The 23,215-nt window shown below is 58.8% G+C and carries 23 protein-coding genes and 2 pseudogenes; 17 read left to right on the top strand and 8 right to left on the bottom strand.

Going from position 1 to position 23,215, the window contains the following annotated elements; translation table 11 throughout:
• Nucleotides 1–199: 199 nt before the first annotated feature.
• Both AC1RRP_RS18900 and AC1RRP_RS18895 read left to right on the top strand, forming a co-directional pair.
• Nucleotides 200–820 carry a hypothetical protein gene (locus tag AC1RRP_RS18900; protein WP_493038914.1) on the top strand — a complete coding sequence of 207 codons (621 nt, stop codon included), beginning with the start codon at nt 200–202 and terminating at the stop codon, nt 818–820.
• A complete protein-coding gene (locus AC1RRP_RS18895; RefSeq protein WP_493038913.1) occupies nt 817–1,374 on the top strand; it encodes a hypothetical protein in 558 nt (185 codons plus the stop codon). The genes AC1RRP_RS18900 and AC1RRP_RS18895 overlap by 4 nt, the downstream gene beginning before the upstream one ends.
• A 550-nt stretch (nt 1,375–1,924) precedes the next feature.
• Here AC1RRP_RS18895 and AC1RRP_RS18890 read toward each other — a convergent pair.
• A complete protein-coding gene (locus tag AC1RRP_RS18890) occupies nt 1,925–2,158 on the bottom strand; it encodes a hypothetical protein (protein WP_493038918.1) in 234 nt (77 codons plus the stop codon).
• 105 nt (nt 2,159–2,263) lie between these two features.
• On the opposite strand from AC1RRP_RS18890, the gene AC1RRP_RS18885 reads away from it, so the two are divergent.
• The 14 genes and pseudogenes from AC1RRP_RS18885 to plsY all read left to right on the top strand — a co-directional run bounded on the left by AC1RRP_RS18885 (nt 2,264) and on the right by plsY (nt 17,666).
• Nucleotides 2,264–2,611, top strand: coding sequence for a helix-turn-helix domain-containing protein (locus AC1RRP_RS18885; RefSeq protein WP_493038917.1), 348 nt, complete (start codon nt 2,264–2,266; stop codon nt 2,609–2,611).
• A gap of 707 nt (nt 2,612–3,318) precedes the next feature.
• Nucleotides 3,319–4,248 (top strand): annotated as a pseudogene (gene aepX, locus AC1RRP_RS18880) (phosphoenolpyruvate mutase); the annotation flags it as partial.
• A gap of 11 nt (nt 4,249–4,259) precedes the next feature.
• Nucleotides 4,260–5,438 carry a phosphonopyruvate decarboxylase gene (gene aepY, locus AC1RRP_RS18875; RefSeq protein ID WP_493038912.1) on the top strand — a complete coding sequence of 393 codons (1,179 nt, stop codon included), beginning with the start codon at nt 4,260–4,262 and terminating at the stop codon, nt 5,436–5,438.
• A gap of 30 nt (nt 5,439–5,468) precedes the next feature.
• A complete protein-coding gene (locus AC1RRP_RS18870) occupies nt 5,469–6,437 on the top strand; it encodes a diiron oxygenase (RefSeq protein ID WP_493038911.1) in 969 nt (322 codons plus the stop codon).
• Nucleotides 6,425–7,162 (top strand): phosphocholine cytidylyltransferase family protein, encoded by a 738-nt coding sequence (locus AC1RRP_RS18865; protein ID WP_493038910.1) that lies wholly within the window; start codon nt 6,425–6,427, stop codon nt 7,160–7,162. Before AC1RRP_RS18870 ends, AC1RRP_RS18865 begins: the two co-directional genes overlap by 13 nt.
• Before the next feature lie 2 nt (nt 7,163–7,164).
• Nucleotides 7,165–9,162, top strand: a complete 1,998-nt coding sequence (gene asnB / locus AC1RRP_RS18860; RefSeq protein ID WP_493038909.1) for an asparagine synthase (glutamine-hydrolyzing) — start codon at nt 7,165–7,167, stop codon at nt 9,160–9,162.
• A 46-nt stretch (nt 9,163–9,208) separates the two neighbouring features.
• A complete protein-coding gene (locus tag AC1RRP_RS18855) occupies nt 9,209–9,844 on the top strand; it encodes an MSMEG_1061 family FMN-dependent PPOX-type flavoprotein (protein WP_493038908.1) in 636 nt (211 codons plus the stop codon).
• A gap of 45 nt (nt 9,845–9,889) precedes the next feature.
• The gene (locus tag AC1RRP_RS18850) at nt 9,890–10,744 is read left to right on the top strand and encodes a sulfite exporter TauE/SafE family protein (protein WP_493038907.1); all 855 of its coding nucleotides are present in this window, start codon (nt 9,890–9,892) and stop codon (nt 10,742–10,744) included.
• Nucleotides 10,745–10,888: 144 nt separating this feature from the next.
• The gene (locus AC1RRP_RS18845) at nt 10,889–12,436 is read left to right on the top strand and encodes a hypothetical protein (RefSeq protein WP_493038906.1); all 1,548 of its coding nucleotides are present in this window, start codon (nt 10,889–10,891) and stop codon (nt 12,434–12,436) included.
• 93 nt (nt 12,437–12,529) lie between these two features.
• Complete coding sequence (locus AC1RRP_RS18840; RefSeq protein WP_493038905.1) at nt 12,530–13,312, top strand: metallophosphoesterase; 783 nt, start codon at nt 12,530–12,532, stop codon at nt 13,310–13,312.
• Between the two features lie 171 nt (nt 13,313–13,483).
• The gene (gene phnY / locus AC1RRP_RS18835; protein WP_493038904.1) at nt 13,484–14,941 is read left to right on the top strand and encodes a phosphonoacetaldehyde dehydrogenase; all 1,458 of its coding nucleotides are present in this window, start codon (nt 13,484–13,486) and stop codon (nt 14,939–14,941) included.
• 397 nt (nt 14,942–15,338) lie between these two features.
• Nucleotides 15,339–15,518 (top strand): annotated as a pseudogene (locus AC1RRP_RS18830) (Cys-tRNA(Pro) deacylase); the annotation flags it as partial.
• Between the two features lie 70 nt (nt 15,519–15,588).
• Complete coding sequence (locus tag AC1RRP_RS18825; RefSeq protein WP_493038903.1) at nt 15,589–16,968, top strand: diguanylate cyclase domain-containing protein; 1,380 nt, start codon at nt 15,589–15,591, stop codon at nt 16,966–16,968.
• A gap of 68 nt (nt 16,969–17,036) precedes the next feature.
• The gene (plsY, locus tag AC1RRP_RS18820) at nt 17,037–17,666 is read left to right on the top strand and encodes a glycerol-3-phosphate 1-O-acyltransferase PlsY (protein WP_493038916.1); all 630 of its coding nucleotides are present in this window, start codon (nt 17,037–17,039) and stop codon (nt 17,664–17,666) included.
• Between the two features lie 24 nt (nt 17,667–17,690).
• On the opposite strand, the gene AC1RRP_RS18815 is transcribed toward plsY, so the two are convergent.
• The 3 genes from AC1RRP_RS18815 to AC1RRP_RS18805 are packed head-to-tail and all read right to left on the bottom strand — an operon-like array spanning nt 17,691 to nt 19,837.
• Complete coding sequence (locus AC1RRP_RS18815) at nt 17,691–18,653, bottom strand: HD-GYP domain-containing protein (protein WP_493038902.1); 963 nt, start codon at nt 18,651–18,653, stop codon at nt 17,691–17,693.
• 40 nt (nt 18,654–18,693) lie between these two features.
• On the bottom strand, nt 18,694–19,341 hold the full coding sequence (locus tag AC1RRP_RS18810; protein ID WP_493038901.1) for a retropepsin-like aspartic protease family protein: 648 nt from the start codon (nt 19,339–19,341) through the stop codon (nt 18,694–18,696).
• A 10-nt stretch (nt 19,342–19,351) separates the two neighbouring features.
• Complete coding sequence (locus AC1RRP_RS18805; RefSeq protein ID WP_493038900.1) at nt 19,352–19,837, bottom strand: YajQ family cyclic di-GMP-binding protein; 486 nt, start codon at nt 19,835–19,837, stop codon at nt 19,352–19,354.
• 66 nt (nt 19,838–19,903) lie between these two features.
• Here AC1RRP_RS18805 and murB point away from each other — a divergent pair, with 66 nt between their 5' ends.
• Nucleotides 19,904–20,959, top strand: coding sequence for a UDP-N-acetylmuramate dehydrogenase (gene murB, locus AC1RRP_RS18800; RefSeq protein ID WP_493038899.1), 1,056 nt, complete (start codon nt 19,904–19,906; stop codon nt 20,957–20,959).
• Nucleotides 20,960–20,966: 7 nt separating this feature from the next.
• Here murB and AC1RRP_RS18795 read toward each other — a convergent pair whose 3' ends face one another.
• The 4 genes from AC1RRP_RS18795 to rpmB all read right to left on the bottom strand — a co-directional run bounded on the left by AC1RRP_RS18795 (nt 20,967) and on the right by rpmB (nt 23,117).
• Nucleotides 20,967–22,139: a DUF2325 domain-containing protein gene (locus AC1RRP_RS18795; protein WP_493038898.1), complete on the bottom strand. Its 1,173-nt coding sequence runs from the start codon at nt 22,137–22,139 to the stop codon at nt 20,967–20,969.
• A 76-nt stretch (nt 22,140–22,215) separates the two neighbouring features.
• A complete protein-coding gene (locus AC1RRP_RS18790; protein ID WP_493038897.1) occupies nt 22,216–22,539 on the bottom strand; it encodes a hypothetical protein in 324 nt (107 codons plus the stop codon).
• A 162-nt stretch (nt 22,540–22,701) separates the two neighbouring features.
• Nucleotides 22,702–22,872 carry a 50S ribosomal protein L33 gene (gene rpmG, locus AC1RRP_RS18785; RefSeq protein ID WP_057676949.1) on the bottom strand — a complete coding sequence of 57 codons (171 nt, stop codon included), beginning with the start codon at nt 22,870–22,872 and terminating at the stop codon, nt 22,702–22,704.
• A gap of 11 nt (nt 22,873–22,883) precedes the next feature.
• Entirely contained in the window at nt 22,884–23,117 is a 234-nt protein-coding gene (gene rpmB, locus AC1RRP_RS18780) for a 50S ribosomal protein L28 (RefSeq protein WP_057676948.1), read from the bottom strand.
• Between the last annotated feature and the right edge of the window lie 98 nt (nt 23,118–23,215).

Below are 23,215 nucleotides of genomic sequence, written 5' to 3'. Positions count from 1 at the left end.
TCCTTCTTGTCCTCGTCATTGATATCTCCTGAACACATCATGTTATTGAATGTGTCCGGGGAATCGGGGGAAGCCCACTCCGGGGGGACAGAATCTAAGATCTCATCGATTGCGGAAGACTCTTGCGCGACTCGTCGCGCTTGCTCTGACTCAAGCGCCAGCGATATTAATGGACGTCTTCGGCCACAAGGATATCGAGATGACGCTGTACTACATTCTTTCCGACAAGGAGCTGCGCTCGGAAATTGAGGTTGTCGAGAGGGAGTTGCGTGTCATGCGAGCGAAGGAGGTAGTTGAAAGCATGGTGGAGGCAGATATCGCCGGTACATCCGAAAGCGGATATGACTTTGCTGGCTACGGTGGGCTTGCCGCCCTCAAGATTCATGCTGCGGTTGAGATGGCACGGCGAGACTCGCTTCGTAGGGGCGAGGAGTTCGGGGCTAACGATATCGTCGAACTTTCAGAACTTTTGACATTTCAAGGACATGCATGGGAGCAGGTACGACATGGTGTTGTCTGTACCAAGGTGCCCGGGCAGGCTGGCCCATGCAATAAAGGCCTTGGTAGGCCAGAGCCTAGTCGATGTCAAACTAGCTGTGATCACAGGTTAGAAGAGGCGTTCTTGCGGGCTGATGTTGATGTTGCCATTCAGGAAGCGGTTGCTGCATACGAAGCTGAGCAATCGAAAGGGGAGGAGCTGCGGTCCGCGTTCTGGGCAGGTCAAATTCGAGCCCATATCCCCAGGTTTGATGATCTTCGTGACAAGTGGATGTGTCATCCAACCGTGAACGCCCTGGTCAACGGAGCACCTCAGAAATGAAGAAAAATGAAGTGGCAAAGATCCAAAAGCCTGCGCGCACCCAAGAAACTCGGGTGAAGATCCAGGCTGCGTCACGCATTTTTCACGACGCAAACATTCAAAAGACATACGAGCGTGTCCGCCAAGCTATGTCACAGATCCAAGCGGACGTAGACAACAATCGCGGTGTTTATCCTCAGAATAAGGGAGTGGTTTCACAGGCTGAAGTTGCCAGACGTGGTGGAATACATCCGGTTACCCTTCACAAGCCACACTACAGTGCGTTGGTGAAGGAAGTTCAAGCTTGGATCGCTCAATTCAAAGCAACTGCAGTCGTTGGACACAAGCGCGTCCGCCGTGATCTGCAGTCGAGGGTGGCCGATCATGAGCAGGTGAGGGCGGCGCTGGTCGAAAGCCTTAGGATTTCTGAAGTTGATCTGGAGCATTCCAAGCAAGAGCTGGCCGAGCTTATTGAAAAATTCAAGTTACTTGAAGAGGAGAATCGGCAGTTGAGGTTAAACCTGCCGAGGTCAGCTCGACTAAAGCTCATCAAGCCTGTAGGTAAGAGTCGGTAGTGATACTGGAATAACCTGGGGAGTGAATCGACCCGTGATTGAGAGTTCGAGAAACGACATTCCCAACGGCTTGGAAGTGTCTAGTAAACCCGGGTCGATTCATAGGGAAAATACGCATTTCACATTTCCGGCAACTCAAGTTAGAGTGGAAGACTAATAAACATAAGCCCCATAGGGTTTAGAACGGGAGAGGTTATGAGGCCAGACGTGCCTAACGTACTTGTACGTTGCTTCGGTGTCTTTCCGCCGTCGCTAGATCATTGGCGCGGCAACATTAGCAGATGCCGCAAGCCACGGTAGACCACGAGACGCATTAGGCTATCCTTCGATAGAGCCGGCGAGCGAGCCAAGCCTATCCTCAGGAATAGACTTCTCGGCGGCGAGCGGCAACTCCCAGCGCGTGCACGACGTGCCCAGATCCTCAGATATTGGCCCGTCAGTTGTCCCTCGTCGCAGCCATTCCCCAGTGAAGAGTAGGAGTGTCTAAGGCCTGACGTCCAACGGATATATGAAACAGCTGAACGATGAGGGTTCCTGCTAGATGCAGTGTTTACTTGTTGCGGACAGTCCTTTTGCTGAGCTGGGTCTGACAGCTCTCATACGAGACTTTCTTCCCCATTGGTATATCGCTGGCACACAATCGGTTGAGATTGCCTTTGAGCGGCTCAATGACCAGCAAACCAACCCTCGAATAGTTGTTTTGATTGAGGCTGGTGTCGGGAACGCCGAGGTCGCCGGATTCATTGCTCGCCTGGCCATAGATCCGCCGCCAAGCGTGCTGCAAACAATTGTTCTCGGTGACCGAATAGATCGCTCTGAGCAGTACCGATCTACTCCAGGTGCCCCAAAGTATCTGCCAAGAAATGGGTCGATTACGCAACTCAGGACGATGTTAATGGAGTTGGACAACTCCCGAGAGTCATCGTCGCCGGAGCCTGTGCATATTGGGTACGTGGTGAGAGGGAGGCGCATTTCCCTCACGCCGCGACAGGAAGACCTCGTTCGTCTGCTTCTGGCAGGCCATTCCAACAAAGAGATTGCATTCGAGCTCGGACTATCCGTGGGTACCGTGAAGAACTACATGTTCGACCTGATGCGCCTCGTTTGCGTGAGATCAAGACTTGAACTTGCAATGCTTCTCCAGTCGCGTGAGCAGGCAAGACAGGCTGACAAGACGGAACCAGACCCACGACCAACTGGCAGCTTGCCTGGGATAAATGCTGCCCGTGCCCGTTGACAGAGACGGCAAGAATGCGTGTCTTGACTGCCCCGATAGGTGGTCGGTTCACAAGTTCCTGTAGCGGTGGCGTTAGAGTGAACGGACGCCACGTTGGTCCACGGTGAAGCGGGCAGCCGCCCTCGGACGATATGGCGATATCCTAGGAGCGCTGCAGTCATACAGGTGGCGTGCACCGTCTCGACGACAAGGTGCTAGTGGGCGCCTCCAATCTCTTTCGTGCTGGAACGACTGTGCAGTGACTGAGAGTCGTGTTTGCCACCTTGGTAGACCGCTCGGCCTTCCCGTTCGCGACGCACGTGTCCTCCGTTGCCGAGTAGCCTCCTTGCCGCCAAGCGCTCCCGGGAATCGCGGGCCATCAGTGCAAGAAGTCGGTGCAATGCGTATGGAATTCGCGAATATTCCAGGAATTTAGATGACCACCCATCTGCGGCAATAGAGCGTCCGCGACTTGTGTTGGTGGCGAACCTCGATAGTCAGACTAGGTGCATTCCCTGGAAACCTCGCATCGTCGCGCTGGGCGCGGATTGTCTCAGCTGATCTGATCATTACCGAAGTTAGGTGTCCAGGGTTACCTGTCTCACGTTAGGTATCAGATTTCATCTTCTATCCCTGCAACGGAAAGGGCAAAGTACGGCAGTTCGCTGCGCAACGCAGGAGCAAACATATGCAGACGGATTCAGGACCGCATTAGAGGAGACATAGCTATGACAGGAACCGACACAACGGGGGAGCGCAGGGCACCAAGAGATACTTACTTGGCGTCAAAGCTGCGACGTCTTATCAGCGCCCCAGAGACAACCTTTCTTATGGAAGCTCATAACGGACTCTCGGCGCGGATTGTTGCGGAATCGGGGTTCGATGGTATCTGGGCATCCGGGCTATCAATTTCCGCGGCTCTCGGGGTAAGGGATGCGAACGAGGCCTCGTGGACGCAGGTACTGGAGGTCGCTGAATTCATGGCTGACAGCACAGACCTTCCAATCTTGCTGGACGGCGACACCGGCTATGGGAACTTCAATAGCGTCAGACGTCTGGTGAAGAAGCTCTGCCAGAGGAACATTGCCGGAGTTTGCATAGAAGACAAGATCTTCCCAAAAACGAACTCCTTCATTGGAGAGGGGCAGGAACTGGCTGATGCTGAGGAATTTGCCGGCAAGATCAGGGCCGCCAAAGACAGTCAGCTAAACGATGAGTTCTGTGTGGTAGCGCGAGTGGAAGCACTAATCGCTGGTGCTGGGATGTCGGAAGCACTGCGCCGTGCTGAGAAGTACCACGCTGCGGGTGCCGACGCAATCCTCATTCACTCAAAAAAGAGCGACGCTGCAGAAATACTGGAGTTCATGCTCCATTGGCAGAACCGTGGCCCAGTCATCATTGTTCCAACGATGTATTACAAAGTGCCGACGGAGGAGTTTGCGCGCGCTGGGGTGGCAACCGTGATCTGGGCAAACCACAACCTTCGCGCCTCGGTTGCGAGCATGCGAAAGGTGTGCCAGAGAATTCACGGTCAGCGCTCACTGTTGGGTATCGAGCACGACCTTCCTCGTGTGGCGGAGATCTTTTCCCTCGTTGACCAAGCCGAGTTGCACAAGGCAGAAGATCGCTATCTCCCACGACAGGCGCAATCAGCGGTCGAGGAGCAAGCATGATCAAGGGAGAGGACTTCATTGCCGCTTCCGCGGCGCTTGGGTTTGACTTCTTCACCAGTGTGCCCTGCTCATATCTGACGCCCCTTCTGAATGGGGTCTTGGGCAACGGACGGCTCGATCACATCTCTGCGTCGAGCGAAGGAGAGGCCATTGGAATCGCCGCAGGGGCATACCTCGCTGGGCGGAGTCCAGTCGTGATGATGCAGAACTCCGGCCTCGGCAACGCCGTGAACCCTCTAAGCTCACTCAATCATGTCTTCGGAATCCCCAGTCTCTTGATAATCAGTTGGCGAGGATCTCCCGGGGTCCCTGACGAGCCTCAGCACTCCCTTATGGGCGAGGTGATGCATGACCTATTGGACGTGCTGAAGATTCCTCACGCGCCGTTCCCGCGAGATGTTTCCGAGATTCTCCCAACCCTGAGTAGGGCGCACCATTACATACAGACGAATGAAAAGCCCTTCGCACTAATCGTTGAGCCAGGTGTTGTCGAGGAGGAGCGCCTGCAGGCAAAGGCCATCGTCCGCCGCCCCGAAGCTGTTCACAGGAAACTGGGCAACCGCTCGTCCCAACTCCCGACGCGGGAGGAGGTGCTCGCCATGGCTCGCTCATTGGCGCCAAGTCAGGCTGCTCTCGTAGCAACTACAGGGAAGACGGGACGGGAACTGTACGCACTCGGTGACGACGCACGCAATCTGTATGTTGTTGGCTCAATGGGTTGTGCGAGTGCAATCGGGCTGGGCATTGCTCTCAATTCCGAAATCCCGGTGATAGTCCTCGATGGTGACGGTGCCGCACTCATGAAGCTCGGCAACCTCTCTACCATCGGACGGTACAGACCTTCAAAGTTGGTTCATCTAGTCATCGACAACGGCATGCACGACAGTACCGGCGGTCAGCCGACTAACTCTGGGAACGTCGACTTTAGTGCCGTAGCCGCGGCATGCGGCTACGCAAACACGTATTCGTGCCACGGACTCGACTCAGTGGCGGAGGTACTGAGGAGTGCACTAGACACTGTCGGGCCGCATCTTATTCATATTCCGGTACGAGCGGGAACAATGGCAAGTCTCCCGCGACCTAGCGTGACTCCGGAATTCGTAGCGCGTCGCTTCGCACGACATATCAAGACGGCAGTCGAACGCTCGTATGGCGAATCGTCGTCCGTCAACTAGGCCAGGGCAAGAGCAGGGAAGGGGGTGCAGGTGAATAAGTCTCGCCATTTCGAGGACTGGGAAGAGCGTGCGGGCGTACGCAGGACAATCCAGCGGCACGAGGGAGACATTGACTGGGAGGATGGTCTCCTCTTCTCGCCCGATCTAGTCTCAGTCCTCGCGCATCCAATTATGGTCAAGCAGGATGAGACCAAAAAGAGGTGGGTACTCGCGCAAACCCTTTACTCAAGTCTGGGATTCACCCAGGTACTGGAACATGCCGTCATAAACGACGCGGTGTTCAAGATCGCGAGACGGGAGTCAGGGTTCGATCTGCCACCTGAGCTACAAATCGACGCGTGGAAGATCCTTGTCGACGAATCCTTTCATGGAAAGCTAGTGTTCGAGCTAGAAAAAGAGGTGGAGTGGAGTACAAGGATCACCAACACAACATCTGGACCACCTGCCTTTTACACCAGGTTGAGAGAAATTCAATCGGAGACGGCTCCTGAAATTCGAGAGATCCTGCCGCTCTTCTTCTGCGCGGTCTCCGAGACGTTAATAACCCGCACACTGCTCGATATCCCCCGCGATGACAGGGTTGTGGAGCCAGTGCGTCGCGTGATGAGGGAGCATGCCGAAGATGAGAGTCGTCATCACCGCTTCTTTGCCGATTTCCTTGCCCGTGCTTGGCCTCAGCTATCTCTACGACAGCGCCAGCAGATCGGGCCACTGATCCCGCAATTCGTTGCGACTTTCATAGACGCGGACCAGGTCAGTATCGAGCGAGTACTTACGGAGGTTGGACTGAGTCGTGCAGACGCCTCTCAAGTAGTTGCTGAGACGTTTACCAGGGAAGCGATCATTAACGCCAGGCTGCAGAGTTCGAGGGCATGCCTAATGACGCTTGACCGGGCGGGTGTCTTGGGAGACCCATACGTCCAAGATGCGCTCGGGAAGTATGGACTAAATGCCGATGAGCCGTTGGTGGAACCTGAGGGCCAAGTATGGACGCAGTAATACTTGCGGCTGGCGTTGGTTCAAGACTGAGGGGCGTCACTGATAAGCCGAAATGCCTACTCAGGCTCCATGGTAGGCCAATCATCCACCATCAGATCACAGCGCTTAGGGCGGCCGGCATTGAGAAGATCACTGTCTTTCTTGGTCACCGTGCTGGAGACATCGAGTCGGTACTCCCGGAGGACGTGACTTGCCATCACTACAAGGACTATGCAGTAACTAATAACCTGTGGACGTTGGCGTCTGGCTCGACGTTTCTCAAAGGGGCCCTGCTAATCCTCTTTGCGGACGTGCTAGTGCAACCGGAGGCGTTTAGCGAACTCATTCGAAACGACTCGGATGTTGCACTCCTTTCTGATGGGCGGCAGTGCCGGCCTGGGACCATGCGAGTGAAAGCCGTCGGCGAGCGACTGGTGGACATTGGAAGCCACATCCCTCCTGAAGACGGGCATGGAAACTTCGTTGGTGTCGCCAAGTACAGCGCGACGGGCAGCGCTGCGCTCTCCTCTGCACTGCACTCCGCGGTCGACAGCGGGCATTGGAAGACCGACTATTACACAAGGGTGATCCCGCAGCTCTCCCGGGAAGGGTTGCGAGTGAACGTCCATTGGCTGCAAGGCAAGAGGTGGCTAGAAATCGACGAAGAGGGGGACTTAGAGCACGCTCGCAGTCAGAACTTCTTCCTTCTGGGGCCAAAGTCAAACGATAGCATTGAGAGGAGCTAACAATGTGTGGATTCGCAGGCATTCTCCATCGCGATGGAGCGAGATTTACCGAACACCAGATCTTGGAAGCAATGCGCGACAGCGCGGTTCATCGCGGCCCAGATGATGCGGGACTCTACTCGAATGGGCCGATTGGTCTAGGCTTCAGGCGCCTCAGCGTTATCGACGTACCAGGTGGCCATCAGCCAATGATCGATCCGGCCACCGGGGTGGCCATTGTCTTTAACGGCGAGATCTACAACTATAAGGAACTCCGCGCTCAACTTGAGAAGCTGGGCGCCGTCTTCCGCACGAGATCGGATACCGAGGTGCTGCTTCGTACATTTGTGCAGTGGGGTGCGGCCGGAGTTGAACGTTTGACAGGGATGTTCGCCTTTGCTGCCTGGGACCCTCGGAGTCAGACATTGACCGTGGCCCGAGACCGTCTTGGGATCAAGCCGTTTTATTGGACACAGGTCGGGAACAGCTTCCTATTTGCCTCAGAGGTCAAGTCGTTCTTCGCATTCCCCGGGTTCAGACGGGAAGCGAGCCTTGATGGGATCTCCAGCTACTTAACCTTCCGACAGGCGGTTTGGGATACAGCCTATTTCAAAGGTGTAAATAAGCTCCTGCCCGGGAGGTTGATGACGATCGGCCCAAATGGCATTTGTGAGAAGACATACTGGTCGTTGCCGGCACCAAAGATCCGCAGCGATAAAACGGAGGCAGAATGGCTCGATTTGGCCGAGTCATTACTCGAGCGGGCGGTGAAGCGATGTCTGGTTGCAGACGTTCCTCTCGGGGCATATCTGAGCGGTGGCCTTGACTCCAGCATCATGGTCGCGCTGATGGCGAGGAATATGAACACCGAACTCAAGACCTTTTCGGTCGGCTACGGCGTGAGCGACTACGACGAGGGCGAGTTCGCAGCTGAGGTGGCCAGGGCGGTTGGCGCAGACCACACACACCTCGTTGTGCATCAGGAGCAATACGTCGCGGGGATGGCGCCTTTGATCAAGCAGTGTGACGCTCCTCTCTCAATACCTCAAATGGTAACTGTGTTGGAACTCTCCAAGGAGATACGACGACACGTCAAGGTGGCGCTTAGCGGTGATGGTGCCGATGAACTATTCGGTGGATATGGGCGAGTGATGCGGTCCCCATTCGACTGGAAGAAGATCGAAGCGCTGCAAACGATTGTAGGTAAGGATGCGGAGTGGCTACGGTCCCTCGGGAAGGGGGACCCATTCGGACCGATTGCCAACATCACATGCAAAACCCATCTAGATCATTTCTTTAACGTCTACAACTGGATGCCTTTCGACGAAAAATGGGATCTGTTTTCGGCCGATACTCGATCCGCGCTCCGTGGCGATCGCGCAACGCGAAGTGTCTTCGAGGAAGCCTTCAGCGAGACTTCCGACTGTGACCCACATGATCGTGTGCTCCACACATTCCAAAAGATTCACCTCGGCTGTATCCTCGACAAGGTGGACAGCATAGGGATGTTGGCTTCACTTGAAGGACGCGTTCCATTTGTTGATCATGAGCTCGTCGAGACATTCATACACATGCCTCACGAATTGAAGATGAAATGGAATTCTCCGATCTCCATGGTTAAGGGGCTTTTCACGTCTGCATTCAAGGCATCCGAAGTTCTGGACCAGAACAAGTATTTGTTGAGGACGTTAGGGAAGCGCTTACTACCGAGAGAACTCACCGCGCGGAAGAAAATGGGCTTCCCCACGCCCCTCGATGCCTGGCTGAAAACGGGAATGATGGACTATGCGAAAGAACTCCTGCTAGACAAGTCTGCCCGTGAACGCGGGATATTTGATCATAAGAAGCTGGAGCAGTTCCTTACCACGCCGCAGAAGCTGGACTTCGATTTCTATGGAAAGAAGGTATGGATGCTCATGAACGTTGAGCTGTGGTACCGTAATGTTGTGGAGGGGCAAACGCCAGTCCCGCGACGGCCTGAGCTTGTGGTGCGCGAGCCTAGCGAGTTCGCGCCGGCATAGGAGCAACTATCTATGCTCAGTACCACCCCGACGGAAAATGTGAGGGATGCCAGCCATGGCTGAGGGTGACAATTTATCCCGGGTGACGGATCTTCCGAAGCTAAAAGATCTGTACCCGGATCCGAGCTGGAGGGCGCAGCGCAAGTGCCTTAGCCGGCTCGACTCGCACTGTAGGGTCTTTATCTCAAGATCCCCGTTCCTGATCATCTCGTCTCAAATCCCCGGGTCCGGTGCAGACTGTTCTCCACGTGGAGATTCTCCTGGCTTCGTGTCGATACTCAATGACAATCGAATCCTGATCCCGGACAGGCCTGGGAACAATAGGTTGGACACTGCGCGGAACGTGCTGACTAACCCGTGCGTGGGCACCCTCTTCCTGATCCCGGGGGTAGATGAGATGTTGAGGATTAACGGCCGCGCCTTTATTACCGACGATCAATCAGTTCTTGGCCGGTTGACTTTCAGGTCGAGAACGCCGAAAACCGGCCTCGTAATTGACATCGATGAGGTGTTCCTTCATTGCGCGAAGTCAGCGATTCGCTCCGGTCTGTGGAGACCGGATCTTCACGGAAGGGGCGAACTTCCTCTCATGTCGAAGATGCTGGCGGATCAGATTCCTGGGCTTACTGAGGAGGAGTCCTCGCGACTGGAAGAGCAGTCCTTAAGGGACCGTCTCTACTAGACGGGCAGGGCCATCTCTGCTTCTCACTGCATCATTTATGACTCGTTGTTCGTCTCGGGGAGAAATCAAATCAGTTCCACCTATCTAGTTCTGCTTGCCACGGGCGGCTCGTCCGGCTTCCTTTCCGGACTGCTGGGTGTCGGAGGTGGCTTCATAATGGTGCCCATCTTCATCTTGTTGCTGCCAAGTCTTGGCGTCGCCTCCACCGTACTCCCACAGGTGGCCGTCGCATCGGCACTCGCCGCAACAGTGCCCGCCGCCGCGTCGGCAGTCCTCGCCCAACATAGGCGGGGGGCGCTCCAGGTCAGCTGGCTAAGAGTCCTGGTCCCAAGCGCTGCAATCGGCGCGCTAGGTGGATCGATGGTCGCTAGTAGCGTGCCAGGTGGTGTCATTGCAGTGATCTTTGCGGCCTATGCTGGTTATTTTGGATTCCGAATGGTTGCTGATGCGAATGCGCCCAGCGGGGACGTTTCTCCGCCAGCATGGACCCACGCCATTGTTGGTGTAGTGCCCAGGTGGCTCGTGGGCGGGGCCATCGGTTTCTTTAGCTCGACCGCTGGGGTTGGCGGCGCGAGCCTAACTGTCCCATACCTGCTCAGATGCGAACGAACCCTGGGTATCAAGCGCGCCGTCGCCTTGGCTAGCGCAGTTGGTCTATCCATCGCGATCGCGGGCACTATTTCCTTCGGCCTCAGCTCGCATGTCGCGGCTGCAGGCAATCAAGGCCTAGTTGGGCTAGTCTATTGGCCCGCCGGGCTCGCCGTTGGTGCCGCGGCAGCGCTTTCAGCGCCATGGGGTGTGATGGTCTCTCATAAGTTGCCCGTAAGCCAGCTAAAGCGGGTGTTCGGCGTGCTGATGATCGGCGCCGGGCTAATTACTGTGGTAAAGGTGTTCGGGTGATCTGCCGGATTGATGGAGACCGCGGGGGCCTCCTCTATCAACAACACACTCCTTCGGCATTCCTGCTCTTGTGTGATCAAGAATGTTAGCAGTACTGATTGGGCGACCCGAGTCTTCGCCGACTCATTGGCACTCGGGGCAACGATGATTCAGACACTTGAACTGAATGGTTTACCCCAGGGCACCACTGATGCTCTTGAACTGTGTCGTGAGCTGAGCGCCCCGTGCCTGCTGATAGTGAATGGCGATACCCCGGTGCATCTGGTTCGCTCATTCATGGGGCCGCGTCTCACGCTCGCGGTTGTACTAATGGGGGTAGTCGGTGTCGCGCCAGATGATGTCAACAGGCGCACGTGTCTCACGCGTCAACCCGCATCTTCTTCTCGGATCTACATTAAGGAAGTTGCGGACATTGTCGTCGGGTACGTTGGTCTCTCCATGCACGACGAGACTTCCGAGTCTATTCGCTCTGCGATCAAAGACTTGGCGTTTTTGCGGGAGTCAGTGCGTCAATCGCCAGGCGCTTACGGGTTATCTCGTGAAGAGAGTGGATCGGGGCATGAGCTGATGGGTTGTACAACTTACCCACCTAACCTTGTCACATTGGAGTGTGAACTCAAGATCAGCGCTCTGCCAACCGTGGGGATCACGCTGGAGCGACTGTGTCATAGATATACAGGTCGTGAGCCAGCAGAGGTCATTCCTGCCGGTATCTCCTCGCCATCTGAGGGGGTTGCCCTTATAAACGATGTCAATGAGCTGGTGGCATGCCAACTGATCCATTGCCCGACTCTGGATGACAGGATATCTGCGCTGGAGAGCATCCTCAGCGACATCCCCATAGACACTCCCAGCCATGGTGTCCTACAGATAGTGCGCAAGCTAGTTGGGGCCCATTACCAGGGGCACGTCTTGTCTCGGAACCTCCTTCGTTGCGGTTATGAAGTAGATCCGAATCAGGTCTGGCGACTCGTGATCGACGGGAATGTCCAGTCAACGGCTCTTCGCCGTTATTGCTTTGAAAACGAGGCTGGATACCTTGAGGGGACACTTCGTGCCTTCAACATGATGATCTCCGAACTGCATCTGCCTCTAGATGAACATATGTACTGCCGACTCCATGACGAGGCTGTTGCCGGGGTTTATAAGAGGAATGGCCTCCGGCACAAGAGCATGTTCCAGTTAGGTTATCGGGAGTGCCGCGTATCGTTCCCGCTCATTGTTGGCGTGAACTTTACGACAGACGGGCTCTTGGAGTTCATGGCCTCTGAGAAGTCGAGTGGCGATTGGATCACCATACGAGCGCCAGAGGGTAACGACCAAGGGGAGCTGATATTGCAACCAAAGAGCGCAACTGAGTGTTTGGCACGTGCTCGGTCGATCATTGACAAGTACAACGACGAGATTTCGAGGCTGAATCGTGAATGTGAAGAGGTCCGGCAGACTCGGGTCCTCGCGGCGATAGCGAGATGCTGTCGAGATCTGAACCAGCATCACTTGTTTGCCGAGGCAAATATACGAACGATTGGTTTCCTGACGGTTAACAGACTCCTGCTAGCGCAGGGTCTGGGTCCAACAATCATGCGATACCCAAAGCATCTAGACATGATGTCAGAGACAGAGATAGTTCGATCGATCGAGCAAGGACAGCTTGCCTTCCAAAGTATAGGTCTTCCCAAAGGTAGGAACTGATAGGGTCTCGAGAGGCCCGCACTCCTCATGCACGTTACTGCACCCAGCTCAGGAGAGCAGGATTACTCTGGGATCGCACGTCCCGATACCTATATGCATCTCAAGAGGATGAAGTTGAGGGTCTGGTCGGACCTACACCTCGAGGGTGCCAGCTTCGATGTGGGGGCACTGGATGATGTTGATGTGGTCATTTTGGCGGGCGACATTTCCCATGGTGTTGATGGCATTCGGTTCTCGTCGGGCCTGGGCAGACCCGTTGTGTATGTCCCAGGCAATCATGAGCTTTATGACGACACATACACTGGTGCTCTCACCAAGCTGCGAGCTGAGGCAGCCAAGACCTCTAACGTGCATGTATTAGAGCAGGCTGCGACGACCCTCAGTGGAGTGACGTTCATCGGGGCCACGCTGTGGACCGACTATGCTGTTTTTGGCGAATCGTTGGCTGACGACGCCATGGGCCAAGCCGAGCGAGGTCTACGCGACCATCAGAGGATCCTCGTTGAGGGCAACGAGGGGCAAAGGCCCTTTTCCCCGGCGGATGCGTATGACCTTCATAACGACTCCGTCGCGTTTATCAGACAAGCCCTTCTTTCGGCGTCCGCTCCGGTCGTTGTTGTTACCCACCATGCGCCGTCGGCCAGGAGTCTGGCAGGGAAATGGGCCGGCGAACTAATTTCCGCGGCTTATGCCTCGAACCTGGAGGATCTCATGGGGCCGAGCGTGAGACTCTGGATCCACGGTCATACCCACACCAGCTTCGATTACTTCATTAAGGACACCAGGGTCATATGCAACCCGCGGGGTAAACCCGGGGATCATCTCAATGCCCGTTTCGACCGCGATCTCACAATTGAACTCGGGTCGGCGCCGTAATGAAACTAGCCACTTGCAGCCCAAGGAATTGACTAGGCCCGTGCCGAGCGCAGTGACGCCTCTTACCTGGTCATGTCTATATGACTCGGGCCGCAGGACCGACCAGGCATAGCCCGAATATCTCGGCACTCGAGATCTTACGTAAGTGTCATCATCGCGAGATCTAAGCAAATGATTCAGCAGTACATCCTAGACAACCAACTAAACTTGATGAGATTTGCGGGACGCCGGGTCGGAGGAGACCGTACCGGAGGTCGGACAATTGTTGTTCATAACCCGTTTACTTGTGAGCAGATCGGTTCCGTCCCAAAGGCGACACGAGAAGAAGTGGCGGACCTAATGTCCAAGGTACGGTCCTATCGACCTGAGCTCACACGATACGAGCGATCGAGTATTCTCAGCAAGGCTGCAGAAATCGTTAGGGAGCGGCGAGACCAAGTGGCAGCTCTTATAACCGCAGAGTCTGGTCTGTCCATCAATGACGCTCTCTATGAGGTTAGTCGTGTTTGCGACGTCCTGACGTTTGGCTCCACCGAGTCGCTCACGGATGATGGTGAGATCTACAGTTGCGACGTGACGCAGAACGGCAGGGCCAGAAAGGTGTTTACCCTCCGGTCCCCACTAATTGGGGTTATCACGGCAATCACCCCGTTCAATCATCCGATGAATCAAGTAGCCCACAAAGTCGTGCCGAGCGTCGCTACTAACAACCGGATTCTGGTCAAGCCCTCTGAGAAGACCCCGTTCTCCGCGATCCTTTTCGCGGATATTCTTTATGAGGCCGGGCTTCCGCCGGAAATGCTAAGCATTGTCACAGGAGACCCCGCGGAAATCTCGGATGAGCTGATCACAAATCCAATGGTGGACCTTGTTACGTTCACAGGCGGAGTACAGGTCGGGAAGCATATTGCGAATCGTGCGGGCTATCGTCGGGTGGTGCTTGAGCTTGGGGGGAACGATCCGATCATTGTGATGGAAGATGCCGATCTCGATGAGGCGTCAACGCTTGCCGTCCATGGTTCATACAGGAACTCCGGGCAGCGATGCACAGCAGTCAAGCGCCTGCTTGTCCACGAGCGGGTTGCCGATGAGTTCGTTGAGCAGGTCAGAGTTAAGACCCTAGCGTGGCGGTATGGTGATCCCATGGATCCCCAGAACCAGATGGGCACAGTCATCGACTCTTCTGCCGCAAACTTGTTCGAGTATCGGGTGAATGAGGCGATACGAGAAGGCGCCAGGTTACTGGCGGGGAATGTCCGCATTGGCGCCCTCTACGCTCCCACATTGATTGACCATGTGGCACCTGAGATGGTCGTTGTGATGCAAGAGACGTTCGGGCCAGTCTCGCCGGTCATACGCTTCGAGAGTATTGACGAGGCAATCAGGATCGCGAACGGCACTGCATATGGCCTGTCGAGTTCGGTGTGCACCCAGCGGCTAGACTATATTAGTCGCCTCGTCAACGAACTTGAGGTCGGCACTGTCAACGTCCGGGAAGTTCCGGGCTATCGCCTGGAACTGACCCCGTTTGGAGGCATCAAAGACTCGGGTCTTGGGTACAAGGAGGGAATTCGAGAGGCCATGCGAGGCATCACAAATATCAAGACCTATTCTATTCCTTGGCCCTGATTCCCCGGCCTGGCGCAAGTCACGCGGGGCGGCCCCCGTGTCTCTCGAGCACTGTAGAGAATTTGAGACGCGGGCGTGAAGACAGTCTGCTGGACGCTCACCGCTGTGTGTTTTGGAGCATCGCAGGAGAAACGCATAGCCATTGTCAGCACGGCGCCCTTGGGCTGTGACGTCTTGGCACGCGCAGGTACCCCGCAGGCGTGGTTTCTCGGTCTAGGCCATCCAAAGCACCTACTTGTTGTCAGTGGCGATGTCGCTTGTGGTGTCTGAAGCCCTCTGACCACTATTAGCCAGTCCGGCCATCGATTTGACGAGTGGCTAAGGCGGCGGCATTATCCAAGGTACGGTCCTCTCTGAAATCTGAGCATCGGATAACGCTTCGCAGCGTATAAACAAAGGCGGCACCTCGCCCTTCGGTACCCGGCGCGAGATGCCGGTCTACATCGAGGAAACGATCCTCGCGCTGCCCCGCATCCTGATCAACGGTGGACGGCGTGGTTATCTGGTGGGCATCGCCCCGCAGGTATGCGTGCAGCTGCTGGGGGCCTTGCCGGTGCAGTGCGCGCTGGCCGAATAGCGCCGTGCGCGGGGCCACCCTGACCTGACGCCGACTCTGCGAGAATGAATGCGCAACCGGAGTTTGTGGAATGCGAGTCCCGAGTTTTGCGTTTCTCTCCGGGCGTACCGGGGCTTTGGCTGTTGCCGCAGTCGTCTTCGTCCTGCTGCTGGCCGGGGGCGAGGTGGTGCTGCGCTCCCAGTTGCAGGATCGCCTGAACAAGCGCCATATCGAGACACTGTCCTATGCCACCACCCTGCGTGTGCGTCTGGAGCGTGAACTCAATTCCCTGCTCTACCTGAGCAGCGGCCTGGGGGCTTACCTGGTCGTGCGCAACAACAGCATGCAGGCTCGCGAGATCCAGGACATCCTGGCCGTCCTGCATCGCAGCAACCGCCATGTCAGGAGCTTCGGCGTGGCCGTTGGCTACCGCGTGCTTTACGTCTATCCGGTCCAGGGCAATGAACGAGCCATCGGCCTGCACTACCCCGACCAGCCGTCCCAGTGGCCCGTGATCCAGAAGATCGCCCAGAGCGGCCTGGCCGCGCTGGCCGGTCCGACGGCGCTGGTTCAGGGCGGCCGCGGCCTCTTGTACCGCATGCCGCTGATGCTGTATGGACGCTACTGGGGCCTGCTGACCACGGTGATCGATTCGGATTCGCTGTTCCAGGCGGTGCAGGCCGAGTCGGACGACGAGCGTTTCGAATTTGCCATCCGCGGCCGTGATGCCCTGGGACTGTCGGGCGATGCCGTCTGGGGACCGCTGAAGCTGTTCGACCAGCCGGACGCCCTGATCCAGGAGATGGAGATCCCCGGCGGGCGCTGGGCCATCGCCGTGCGCAACCGGACCGTCGACGACCCCCGGGGGCTGCGCTGGCTGATACGCACCGCCTCCCTGGCGGGCGGGCTGCTGGTTGCGTCCATGCTCTACATGCTCATTCGCAGCCGTGGCCTGATGGCGTACCGGGCCATGTACGACGACCTGACGGGGCTGCCCAACCGTCGGCTGTTCGAGGACCGTGCCCAGATGGCGTTTTCCCGCCAGCAGCGTCAACCGACCCTGCTGTGCGCCCTGCTTTTCCTGGACCTGGACGACTTCAAGACCGTGAACGACCGACATGGCCACAAGGCCGGCGATGCGGTGCTCGCGGCGGTGGCGCTGCGTGCCCTGGCGGCCGTGCGACAGAACGATACGGTAGCCCGCTGGGGCGGTGACGAATTCATCGTGCTGCTGGAGAACATCTCCAGGGAGACGCTGGAGATCATCGCCGAGAGGCTGCGCAGCTCCATCGAGGAGCCGATCGTTTTCGAAGGTCGGTCGCTGCAGGTAGGCGTCTCCATCGGGGTGGCGATCTATCCGGATGCCGGTACCGACCTGGACCAGCTGCTGCACGCGGCCGACAACCACATGTATGGCGACAAGACGATGCGCAAGAATGATCTGTCGCTGCCGGCCACACTGGCAGAATAGCGGCAAGCATTGAACAACAGGGCCCCGCGACATGCCGGGCCGTTTGAGGAGCAAGAGTCTTGGATTCCCTGTCTGTCGCCTATCCCGCCCTGGCCACCGTGGCCGCCTATCTGCTGGGCTCCTTGTCCTTCGCCGTCATCGTCAGCCATGTCATGGGCCTGAACGACCCGCGTACTTATGGCAGCAAGAACCCCGGGGCGACCAACGTGCTGCGCTCGGGCTCGAAAAAGGCCGCCGTGGTCACCTTGCTGCTCGATGCCGCCAAGGGCTGGCTGCCGGTGGCCCTGGTCCAGTGGTATGGCAAACCCTATGGGCTGGAGGCCGGCACGATGGCGCTGGTGGGCCTGGGCGCTTTCCTCGGCCACCTGTACCCGGTGTTTTTCCGCTTCGCAGGGGGCAAGGGCGTGGCCACGGCCTTGGGCGTCTTGATGGGCGTGCACTGGGCGCTGGGCCTGGCCACCTTGCTGACCTGGATCCTGATCGCCTTCTTCTTCCGCTATTCCTCGCTGGCGGCGCTGGTCGCCTCTGTCTTCGCGCCGCTGTACTACGTCTTCGGTGATGGTCTGGCCTGGTACATGGACGGGGCCCTGCTGTTTTCCATCAGCCTGATGTCCTTGCTGCTGATCTATCGGCATGCTGAAAACATCGGCCGGCTGGCGCGCGGTACCGAGTCCAGGCTCGGCAAGAAAAAGACCTGAGCGCGGTGCCCCCCGCAGGCGGGGTCAGACCTGCATGGCGGCTTGTGCGCCCAACTGCAGAATCAGGTGATGGTTCAGGCGCAGGCGCACCAGTGAGGTGGCCAGTGCCGCCTGGATGGTGGGACGGCCGCTGATGGTGCGATGCAGGCGGGGCTGCGGCAGCACCTGGCCGTCGGTGCCAGTGACCACGGCCACATGGGGCAGGTTGGGGCGCACACTGCGGCGCATCACGACGGCCAGCGTGTTGTCTTCCAGGCGCACATAGGTGCCGGGCGGGCACAGGCCCACGGCGCGCACCATGGCGTGGCCGACCTCATCGTTGTAGGCATTGGCGCCCGTCATGATGGTGCGCACGGACTCGGTGGCGCTGCGGCCTTCCCGCGACTTGCGCGGCGAGATCATGGCGGCATAGCGGTCCACCACCCGCAGGATGCGGATCAGCCGCTTGTGGGCGGGCAGCAGGCGCAACTCGATCTTTTCGGTGTACTCGTCATGGTGCGAGGACACCACCTCGATCCACAGCGGGTCTCTCACGCCCAGGCTGTTGGCCAGCATCAGGCCGCCCTTGGGGGCGTGCAGGCGGATGGCTTCGAGCTGGGGCTGGCTGAGCTTTTCGGTCTGCAGGGCCAGCTGGTCCTGCAGCTCGGTCATGGCGATGTTCATGGTCAGCGCGGCATGGACCACACTGTCGCGTTCCTTGACATCGAGCTTGAGCTCGGCGGCGAGCAGGTGGCACAGGGTGGCGCAGACCAGGCTGTGCGAGGCGCTGTAGCCGACCGAGGAATTGGTGGCGAGCTGGAACAGCAGGTAGAGGCCGACGTCGGCGTCGCGCTGCAGCAGGGCCTGCATCCAGCGGTCGTACTGCCAGATACGCTGTTCGAACTCCTGCACGCTCAGCGGACTGCCCAGCAGGATGCCCAGGCCGGACTCCAGGTCCGACCACAAGCCCAGCAGGTCTTCGTACTCGTTTTCGTTTTGGACAGACACGGCGCGCGATCCGGAATAAGAGCCTAGGATACCAGCAGCTTCAATACCGTCGCTCCAGCACCATCTGGTCGTTGGTGCGTGTCATCTGGAAGCGCGTGAGGTAGCTGTTGCCCAGCAGGACGTAGGGCATGGGGGCCGGGGTCACCAGGGCTTCGACGTTGTAGACGTCCACGCTGCCCAGGCGCACGCTGGACAGCATGATGCGCCAGCCCACGGTGACGCCGTTGGCAGTGCCGACCTGCACCGTCTGCCCCGACTTGTAAGGCAGGCCGATGGCATCCGCGTCGGTCACGCTGAGCGACACCACCGAAGCCCCGGTATCGACGATGAAATTCACGGTGCGCCCGTTGATCTGCCCGGAAGTTCGGAAGTGGCCGTTGCTGCCGGCGTGCAGGACGATGCGGCGCTGGTCTCCGGCCTCGCCCTCGGCTGGGGGCGCGTTGACCGGCCCTTCGCCCAGCCGCAGGGTCTGGCGCGCGCCGCCGATCTCCACCAGGGCCTGGCCGGCCTGAATGTCGATGACCTTGACACCCTGGTGACTCTGCCCCGGGGCCACGCTTCGGGGGGGACCGCCGTCCACCACCAGCAGGACCCTGCCGCCCAGGATGCCCGAGAGCACCACGGTCTGCGCCTGCGCTGCACCCGTCAGGACGAGGGCGCACAGCAGCAGGACAAGGCGGCAGGTCATGGTGCCGGCCTCAGTCGCGGAAGTTGTTGAAGCTGATGGGCACGTCGGTGATGTCCTTGCGCAGCAGGGCCATGACGGCCTGCAGGTCATCGCGTTTGGCGCCGGAAACCCGCAGTTTGTCTTCCTGGATCGCGGCCTGGACCTTGATCTTGCTGTCCTTGACCAGGCGCTGGATCTTCTTGGCGAGTTCGGCTTCGATGCCGTTGCGCACCTTGATGAGCTTCTTGACCTTGTCGCCGCCGATCTTCTGCAGGTCGCCGATGTCCAGGAAGCGCACGTCCACGGACTGCTTGGTCAGCTTGTTGCGCAGTACTTCCAGGATCTGCTCGATCTGGAAGTCGGCGTCGCCGATCACGGTGATCTCCTTGTCCTTGATCTCGATGCTGGCCGAGGTGCCCTTGAAGTCGAAGCGCGTGGCAATCTCCTTGACGGAGTTTTCCACGCCGTTTTTCACCTTGACCATATCGGCTTCGCAGACGGTGTCGAAAGAAGGCATGACGGTATTTTTCTGAGGCTGATGAATGAGAGAATCAGGGTCTGTTGCCGACCCCCCTGAGGGACTATGTTAGTCGAGAAAAACGTCCCGCTCCAGCCATACAACACCTTCCGCATCGTCGCCCGGGCCCATACCCTGGTCCGGGTGTTGCAGGAGGCCGACGTGCGTGCCGTGCTGGCCGACCCCGGACTCGGCCCGGCGCCCAAATTCGTGCTCGGCGGCGGCAGCAACATCGTGCTGACCGGGGACGTGAAACCGGTGGTGCTCAAGGTCGAGATCCCGGGCCGCCGCCTGGTCGGGGAGACGCACAAGGCCTGGATCGTCGAGGCCGGCGCCGGCGAGAACTGGCATGATTTTGTGAGCTGGAGCCTGGACCAGGGCTGGCCGGGCCTGGAGAACATGGCCCTGATCCCGGGCACCATGGGGGCGGCGCCGGTGCAGAACATCGGTGCCTACGGGGTGGAGTTGCAGGACCGTTTCGAGTCGCTCGATGCGATCGACCTGGAGACCGGCCGCGCCTTCACGCTGGATGCTGCGCAGTGCGGTTTTGCCTACCGCGACTCGGTGTTCAAGCACGCCGCCGACGGCCGCGCCCCTGGGTTTGGCCTGGCGGGCCGCGCCCTCATCACCCGCGTGCGCCTGGCGCTGCCCAAGGTCTGGAAACCGGTGCTGGGGTATCTGGACCTGGAACGCAAGATGGCCGAGACCGGCAACCACGCCCCCACACCCCGCCAGATCTACGACTGGGTCTGTGAAATCCGCCGCGCCAAGCTGCCCGATCCGGCGGTCATCGGCAATGCCGGCAGTTTCTTCAAGAACCCGACGGTGACGGCCGAGCAGTGCGCCGACATCATTGCGCGCGAGCCCAGGATCGTGCACTACCAGCTGGCTGACGGGACGGTGAAGCTGGCGGCCGGCTGGTTGATCGACGCCTGCGGCTGGAAGGGCAAGTCCATCGGCCAGGCCGGGGTCTACGAGAAGCAGGCGCTGGTGCTGGTCAACCGCGGCGGTGGCGAGCAGGGCGCCACGGGCGGCGAGGTCATGACCCTGGCCAAGGCCATCCAGACCAGCGTCTACGAACGCTTTGGTATCCGGCTCGAACCCGAGCCTGTGGTGGTCTGAGCCGGCCCTAGCTCCCGGGCAGGTCGATGGCACTGAGCGCGCGCTCCAGTGCCGAGCGGCTGGGCGTTTCGATGAAGACGCATTGCTTGCCGGTGCGTTTGCAGTGATCCTTCACACGCCAGTAGGCGTTGTGGCTGATGCAGCCGCTCTGGCAGATCACCAGATCGGCCGCGGCCAGGGTGGTATCCAGCAGATTGCTGTTGTCTTCCGTGCCGCCGTCATGGTGCAGGAAGCGCGCGCCGGTGTGCTCGATCACCTGGCGGTAGATCGGCACGCTGGCCGTTCGGCCCCCCACGCATAGCACCGAGCGTTTGTCCAGATCCGGCGCTCCGGCAAGCGCTGCTTGCCGGAGCGTGTGGTCATTCTCCTGGCTATCCAGGCGGGCCTGCAGGGCCTGCGCGCGTTCCCGCTGCTGCTGCGCCTCCTGCCGGGTCTGCTGCAGCACGCGTGTCTGGGCCTGCAGCGCCTCTTCCTGCAAGCGGTTCTGCTGGCTCAGTTCCCGTCGGGTCCCGAGACCCGGAGCGTTGGCCTGCAGTTGCGCCAGCGTTTCTCCCTGCTGGTGCAGACGGGTCTGGGCCTGCACCAGCGCAGCACGCAGCCGCAGAGTCTCGGCCTGTTGCTGCTCCAGGCGGCTGCTGTAGTGGCTGGTCTGCTGCTGGCTGCGTTTCTGGGCGCTGGCCAGCTCACGCGTCAGGATGGCGTTTTCGTCAAGCAGGGCTTCCAGACGGTTCAGGTCGGCGCGTGTGGCCATGCCGACCTGGTGCTGCAGCATGTGGACGTCGCCCAGGATGCGCTGTTCCAGTTCGCTGTCGCAGCGCGGGTGGGTGAGCGCTGCCCACAGGGCGCCGGCCCAATCGGCGCTGGCGCGGCAATCCTGCCACCAGGCGCCCAGGGCTTCCGTGCTCTTGAGCTGCCGGGCGGCCCGCAGCACCAGCGCATACCGATGCTCGAGTTCCTTGTGCAGGGCCTCCGACAGCGGTGAGCGGCGCCTGCATTCGGCCACCACGCTGCAATGCACTTCGTAGTCGCTGTACGGGCCCAGTTTGCCTGGCGTTTTCTCGGCCAGCCGGCGTAGCTGGGGCAGGGGCAGACAGACCCCGATGACCGGGCAGTAGGCGTGGCCGTCGAGTTCCCAGAGGCGGCGCCGGCGCGAGCCCTTGCCCGGGAGCCGGGACGCCATGGCTGGTTCGAGGGCCCCGGGGCCGATGGGGGGGAGCTCCGATGTGATTTGCAGCTGGCACATGGGACGCTCCCGCTCAATGCAGCAGGCCACCGCCCGGCAGGGCGGCCAGCGGGTCCGATGTGCGGGTGACCACCGAGGCGTCGCCGGCCGATTTGAGCAGCATCACCCAGCGTTCGTGCGCGCGTGCCATGACCTGGCGCAGGCCGGGGCTGGCGTGCGGATGGGATTTGAGGAAAAAGAGACTGGAGACGATCTTGCGTGCCATCAGCGTGCGCTGGCGCTGGCTGGGCAGCTTGGCATCGGCGGTTGGTGCAGCCCAGCAGGTCATCAGGGCGAAGGTGCCGGCTACCAGGGCTTCCAGGCAGGGCGGGTTCAGGTCGTTGTCGGCACAGGACATGGGCTCTCCATAATGGGGCGAGGCTGCGGTGCAACCGTCCATTGATTGTAATGAGAATTGTTCTCATTACAATCAATGGACGCTATCCCATCAGGGTCTTGTCCAGGTCCTGAAACAGAAAAGCCCGCACGGGGCGGGCTTTCGGGCAGGAAGCGGGCTGAATTACTTCAGCTTGGTTTCCTTGTATTCCACATGCTTGCGAGCCTTGGGATCAAACTTCATGATCGCCATTTTCTCGGGCATGGTCTTCTTGTTCTTGCTGGTCGTGTAGAAGTGACCGGTGCCGGCCGTGGATTCCAGCTTGATCTTTTCGCGTCCGCCTTTGGTTGCCATGATTCAGCTCCTTAAGCTTGGCCACGTGCGCGCAGGTCGGCGAGCACGGAGTCGATACCATTCTTGTCGATCAGACGCAGGGCAGCGCTGGAAACGCGCAGGCGAACCCAGCGGTTTTCAGTCTCGACCCAGAAACGGCGGTATTGCAGGTTCGGCAGGAACCGGCGCTTGGTTTTGTTGTTGGCGTGGGAAACATTGTTCCCGACCATCGGGCCTTTACCCGTTACTTCGCATACGCGTGCCATGAGGACACTTCGCTTTCTTCAAACGGCCGCCACCTGGGCAGTGGGGGCCTCACCTCGCCAGTAGGGTGGCGGTAACCCATGATGGACCAGAAAGTCCA

Source organism: Hylemonella sp. GW821-FHT12C09, from assembly GCF_058807395.1.
The sequence above is the reverse complement of the archived record's forward strand: the minus strand, read 5'-3'. Positions and strand labels throughout refer to the sequence as shown.

Coding starts and splice junctions, on each gene's coding strand:
- AC1RRP_RS18900 (WP_493038914.1), top strand. CDS start 200: ATGACGCTGTACTACATTCTTTCCGACAAGGAGCTGCGCTCGGAAATT.
- AC1RRP_RS18895 (WP_493038913.1), top strand. CDS start 817: ATGAAGAAAAATGAAGTGGCAAAGATCCAAAAGCCTGCGCGCACCCAA.
- AC1RRP_RS18885 (WP_493038917.1), top strand. CDS start 2,264: ATGTTAATGGAGTTGGACAACTCCCGAGAGTCATCGTCGCCGGAGCCT.
- aepY (WP_493038912.1), top strand. CDS start 4,260: ATGATCAAGGGAGAGGACTTCATTGCCGCTTCCGCGGCGCTTGGGTTT.
- AC1RRP_RS18865 (WP_493038910.1), top strand. CDS start 6,425: ATGGACGCAGTAATACTTGCGGCTGGCGTTGGTTCAAGACTGAGGGGC.
- asnB (WP_493038909.1), top strand. CDS start 7,165: ATGTGTGGATTCGCAGGCATTCTCCATCGCGATGGAGCGAGATTTACC.
- AC1RRP_RS18855 (WP_493038908.1), top strand. CDS start 9,209: ATGCCAGCCATGGCTGAGGGTGACAATTTATCCCGGGTGACGGATCTT.
- AC1RRP_RS18845 (WP_493038906.1), top strand. CDS start 10,889: ATGATTCAGACACTTGAACTGAATGGTTTACCCCAGGGCACCACTGAT.
- AC1RRP_RS18840 (WP_493038905.1), top strand. CDS start 12,530: ATGCATCTCAAGAGGATGAAGTTGAGGGTCTGGTCGGACCTACACCTC.
- phnY (WP_493038904.1), top strand. CDS start 13,484: ATGATTCAGCAGTACATCCTAGACAACCAACTAAACTTGATGAGATTT.
- AC1RRP_RS18825 (WP_493038903.1), top strand. CDS start 15,589: ATGCGAGTCCCGAGTTTTGCGTTTCTCTCCGGGCGTACCGGGGCTTTG.
- AC1RRP_RS18810 (WP_493038901.1), bottom strand. CDS start 19,341: ATGACCTGCCGCCTTGTCCTGCTGCTGTGCGCCCTCGTCCTGACGGGT.
- AC1RRP_RS18805 (WP_493038900.1), bottom strand. CDS start 19,837: ATGCCTTCTTTCGACACCGTCTGCGAAGCCGATATGGTCAAGGTGAAA.
- murB (WP_493038899.1), top strand. CDS start 19,904: ATGTTAGTCGAGAAAAACGTCCCGCTCCAGCCATACAACACCTTCCGC.
- AC1RRP_RS18795 (WP_493038898.1), bottom strand. CDS start 22,139: ATGGCGTCCCGGCTCCCGGGCAAGGGCTCGCGCCGGCGCCGCCTCTGG.
- AC1RRP_RS18790 (WP_493038897.1), bottom strand. CDS start 22,539: ATGTCCTGTGCCGACAACGACCTGAACCCGCCCTGCCTGGAAGCCCTG.
- rpmG (WP_057676949.1), bottom strand. CDS start 22,872: ATGGCAACCAAAGGCGGACGCGAAAAGATCAAGCTGGAATCCACGGCC.
- rpmB (WP_057676948.1), bottom strand. CDS start 23,117: ATGGCACGCGTATGCGAAGTAACGGGTAAAGGCCCGATGGTCGGGAAC.